We start from the raw sequence: 4039 nt of genomic DNA, 5'->3' as shown, positions 1-4039 counted from the left end.
GTTCCCACAAGAAATTTTCTTCAGTTGCCCGTAATCCCGGATACGGGACGCCTTCAGAAAATCCCTTGTGAAAACAATATCCGGCGCGATCATCACGCGAATCCATGAAATTTCTGGGATAACAAATGATTGTGTACGCATTTGCCGGGTTTTTGATATGGTTCATTTCTTTTGTAGCCGCAAAACGACATGAATTTATCAGATTTTCCTTTGCCCGTGTTGGGTTTTGCCGCGTATTCCGGCAGTGGAAAGACTACGTTGCTGGAACAGGTCATACCGCTGCTCCGGCAGTCAGGGTTGCGGCTGGCCCTGGTAAAGCATTCCCATCATGATTTCGAAATGGACAAGCCGGGCAAGGACAGTGACAGGTTGCGCAAGGCAGGTGCGGGTCAGATACTGCTTGCCTCCAAATTCCGTACAGCCTGGATACGCGAGGGTGATGGCGAGACAGAACCCGATTTGGTCGAGCTTCTCGCACGGCTGGATACAGGTGCACTGGACCTGGTGCTGGTGGAAGGTTTTCGCGATGAACCCATTGCCAAGATCGAAATTCACCGCCCTTCACTGGGCAAACCACTGCTGTGCAGCAAAGACGACAAGGTGCTTGCCGTGGCGACAGACCAGCCGCCGTCTCAGGAGCTGGCTGTACCGCTGCTGGCCCTGAACGAGCCCGCGACCGTCGCCGATTTTGTGCTGGATTGGCTGGAGGGCCGGTGAGGGGTATCGCTCATTTTCCTCTGCCTGGTGATGGCTGCTGAGAAACGCTTGGAACTGCACCCGGATTTCGGTATCCGCTACCGGGGCAGTCTGTTCGCTGCGGAGCGGCTCAACGGTATTCTGAATGCCCTGTGTCGGCGCTTGCGGTCCCTGGGACTGGCGCCCGGCGGGGTCGTGGCCAGCGTTGCCAAATCAACCTGGCTGAATGCCCAGTTGCTGTTGGCACTGCCTCGCATGGGATGCGTGTTCTTTCCCGTTGATCCTGCATTGCCTGTGAAGGCTCGACAGCGACTGCTGGCGGCAGCCCGTCCGGATCTGCTGCTGTTCGAAGACGTCTTTTCCGGGCTGCTGGATGCGGAACACGGTACTTCCTGTGTGGGAGAGGCACTCCCGCCCGGTGCGGTGCATCTCTTGCTGGCAACCAGTGGTACACAGGGTTTGCCGAAAGTGGTGGAGTTAAGCGGAAAAAATCTTCTCGGCAGCGTGCAAGCTTCATGTCAGCAGCTTGGGCTGAAAGCCGATGATGCCTGGCTGGCCTGTCTCCCTCTGCATCATATCGGTGGGCTGAGTGTGCTGTTGCGCTGCGCCCACACGGGTGCCAGACTCGTGCTCGCCGAGCACTTCGAACCAAAAACCGTGCTTGATGCCCTGGTGCAGAATGGGATAACCCATATTTCCCTCGTGCCAACCATGCTGAACCGGCTGTTGCAGGTAGACCGGTCGTTCCGGCCGCCGGCTTCCCTGCGGGTCGTACTGTTGGGCGGTGCCGCAGCCGATGCCTCGCTGGTCGAAGCTGCGCAGCAGCAGGGCTGGCCGGTGTGTCCCAGCTATGGCCTGACAGAAACCGCATCCCAGGTGGCGACGCTCTGTCCGGCACCGCGGCATTGGCAGCAGGGCTGTGTCGGCCTGCCTCTGTCTCATGCCGAGATCAGCATCTGTGCGCAGACTGGGGCCATCCGTGTTCGTGGTCAGTCCGTGGCGGTTCATGCACGCAGGGAGGATGGCAGCCGTATCGAACTGACGGATGCCCAGGGATGGCTGACAACCGGCGATGCTGGGTGGCTGGACGAAAAGGGGCAGTTGCATGTTACAGGGCGGCTGGACGATATGTTGATTACAGGAGGTGAAAACATCCGTCCCCGGTTGCTGGAGCAGGAATTGCAGCGTTGTCCCGGCATGGATGAAGTGGCGGTAAGCGCCGTTCAGGATAGTGTCTGGGGTGATGCCCTGGCTGTTCTGTATTGTGGAACTGCGAGTCCAGACCAACTTCGCGGCTGGGCGAAGCAGCATCTGCGGGGGGCTTTCGTGCCCAAGCGCTATTTGCGCACAGCTTCCCTGCCGCGAAATGCCATGGGAAAACTGTTGCGTGACGAAGTGGCCCGGCGTGTGCAGACATTGGTGCAAAAAGGCTGAACAGTGTTGCGATCTGCTGACGTGACCAGGATTTACTGCCCATCAAAGCGTTTCTGGACTTCATTTCCCGTTGCATTCCGGTCAATGGCTTTTGCATTTAATATTCTGGAAAACCAGCCGACAAGACATGCATGAATATTTCCATGGATAACCAGACTGCGAAAAACGGCGGGCAGTCGGACATTCTCCTGGAGCAGGTCAGGCTGGTATTTGCGTCGGTGCCGTTTTCGGCGACATTCATACCCATCGTCAGCGTGCTCCTGTGTATATTGCTGTGGGATGCCGTCGGTCACGAGGCGATTCTCGGCTGGCTGTCGGCTATTATGCTCGTATCCTTGTTCCGCTGGTGGCAGTACTGGCGCTTCCAGGCCGCACGGCCGTTACCGGAAGACACCGAAAGGTGGTGGCGCCAGGCCTTGCTTGGGGGCTGCCCTGTCCGGCCTTTCATGGGGTGCGTCAGGGCTGTTGCTGTTCGCCCCTGAATCGATGCCGGATCAGCTGTTCCTGACTTTTCTTCTGGTCGGTGTCATAGCGGCTGCTGTGACTACACTGTCTGCGCTGTTTCCCGCGATAATGTTTTTCCTTCTGGTGACAATCCTGCCCATAACCTGGTCTTTTTTCAGTCTGGGCACGAATCTGGGGATGGTGCTGGTCGGACTGTTTCTCTTTTTCATGCTCCTGATGCTCAAGACAGCTTACCGGCTGAATACCATTCTTGCCGAAACACTCACCATGCGTCATGACAAGGTCATGGCGGAAGCGACCATACATCATCAGGCGCTCTACGATGAACTGACCGACCTTCCCAACCGGCGCATGCTGTTTGATCACCTGGGGCAGGAGGTCGCCCGCTCTTTCCGGCACGGCTACCTGGGTGCCATACTCTTTCTGGATCTGGACAATTTCAAGAACGTCAATGATTCACTGGGGCATGCGCTGGGCGACAAGTTGCTGAAAGCAGTGGCGCAGCGCCTGTCTCAAAGGCTGCGGCAGGAGGATATTGCTGCCCGCCTGGGTGGTGATGAGTTCGTCATTCTTCTTTCGGAGATCGGAAAGGATTCTTCGCAGGCATCTGTCCGGGCGCAGCGGGTTGCATCTGAAATACAGCAGCTGTTCCTCGAGCCGTTCCGGAACGACGGGCATACCCTGTACGTCTCGGCGAGTATCGGAATTGTCCTGTTTCCTCTGGATGAGAGCGACCCGGGTGATCTTCTGCAACGTGCCGATGTGGCGATGTATCGCGCCAAGGAAGACGGACGTGATCGTTTCCGGTTTTTTCAGCCAGCCATGCAGAAAGCGCTCGATACACGCCTGACCATTGAAAAGGGTTTGCGCAAGGCGCTGGAAACTGATCAGTTGGAGCTGTATTACCAGCCACAGGTTAAAGCTGACGGCAATATCTACGGCGCCGAGGCGCTCGTGCGCTGGCAGCATCCCGAACGTGGGCTGATCAGTCCGGTGGAATTCATCGCCATAGCCGAGGAAACCGGTCTGATCTACCGTCTGGGTGACTGGGTGCTCAATGCCGCTTGTGAGCATATTCGCCAGCTGTCGGCGGTCTGTCCACTGGTGGTTTCCGTAAACATCAGCCCCAAACAGTTTCGGGAGCCTGATTTCGTCAACCGGGTCAGGGATCTGATCGTGGCGCACAGGATAGATCCGAAGTTGCTGCACCTGGAGATCACCGAGAGCACGGTACTGGACAACATCGAACAGACAATCGAGCGCATGGAGGCCATCAAATCCCTCGGTGTCAGTTTTGCCATCGATGATTTTGGCACGGGGCATTCATCCGCTGCCAGCCATGGAGAGCGAAGCGAAGGCTGGTAGTCCCCAGTAGCCGCGAGGCCGCACTGTTTTCCCGGCGTGCCTTGCGCCAGAGGGAAAACAAAGTAGGCCTCCGAACGCG

The 4039-nt window shown here is 57.3% G+C and carries 4 protein-coding genes; all 4 read left to right on the top strand.

The genetic code is table 11. The features are described from left to right. Positions 1–189: 189 nt before the first annotated feature. The 4 genes from mobB to ACOCD2_RS13700 all read left to right on the top strand — a co-directional run bounded on the left by mobB (position 190) and on the right by ACOCD2_RS13700 (position 3960). Positions 190–717, top strand: a complete 528-nt coding sequence (mobB, locus tag ACOCD2_RS13715) for a molybdopterin-guanine dinucleotide biosynthesis protein B (RefSeq protein ID WP_293648582.1) — start codon at positions 190–192, stop codon at positions 715–717. A gap of 30 nt (positions 718–747) precedes the next feature. Continuing rightward, positions 748–2130, top strand: a complete 1383-nt coding sequence (locus tag ACOCD2_RS13710; RefSeq protein ID WP_293648579.1) for a class I adenylate-forming enzyme family protein — start codon at positions 748–750, stop codon at positions 2128–2130. 143 nt (positions 2131–2273) lie between these two features. After that, entirely contained in the window at positions 2274–2612 is a 339-nt protein-coding gene (locus ACOCD2_RS13705; protein WP_293648576.1) for a hypothetical protein, read from the top strand. 4 nt (positions 2613–2616) lie between these two features. After that, the gene (locus tag ACOCD2_RS13700; protein ID WP_293648573.1) at positions 2617–3960 is read left to right on the top strand and encodes a putative bifunctional diguanylate cyclase/phosphodiesterase; all 1344 of its coding nucleotides are present in this window, start codon (positions 2617–2619) and stop codon (positions 3958–3960) included. The last annotated feature ends 79 nt before the right edge of the window (positions 3961–4039 follow it).

This window comes from Thiolapillus sp., assembly GCF_048562965.1.
Lineage (GTDB): Bacteria > Pseudomonadota > Gammaproteobacteria > Chromatiales > Chromatiaceae > Thiolapillus > Thiolapillus brandeum_A.
This window is presented reverse-complemented; position numbering and strand designations above follow the sequence as displayed.

What these genes read in the sequence shown, in the direction of transcription:
- ACOCD2_RS13705 (WP_293648576.1), top strand. Translation starts at nt 2,274, where the DNA reads ATGGATAACCAGACTGCGAAAAACGGCGGGCAGTCGGACATTCTCCTG.
- mobB (WP_293648582.1), top strand. Translation starts at nt 190, where the DNA reads ATGAATTTATCAGATTTTCCTTTGCCCGTGTTGGGTTTTGCCGCGTAT.
- ACOCD2_RS13700 (WP_293648573.1), top strand. Translation starts at nt 2,617, where the DNA reads ATGCCGGATCAGCTGTTCCTGACTTTTCTTCTGGTCGGTGTCATAGCG.
- ACOCD2_RS13710 (WP_293648579.1), top strand. Translation starts at nt 748, where the DNA reads ATGGCTGCTGAGAAACGCTTGGAACTGCACCCGGATTTCGGTATCCGC.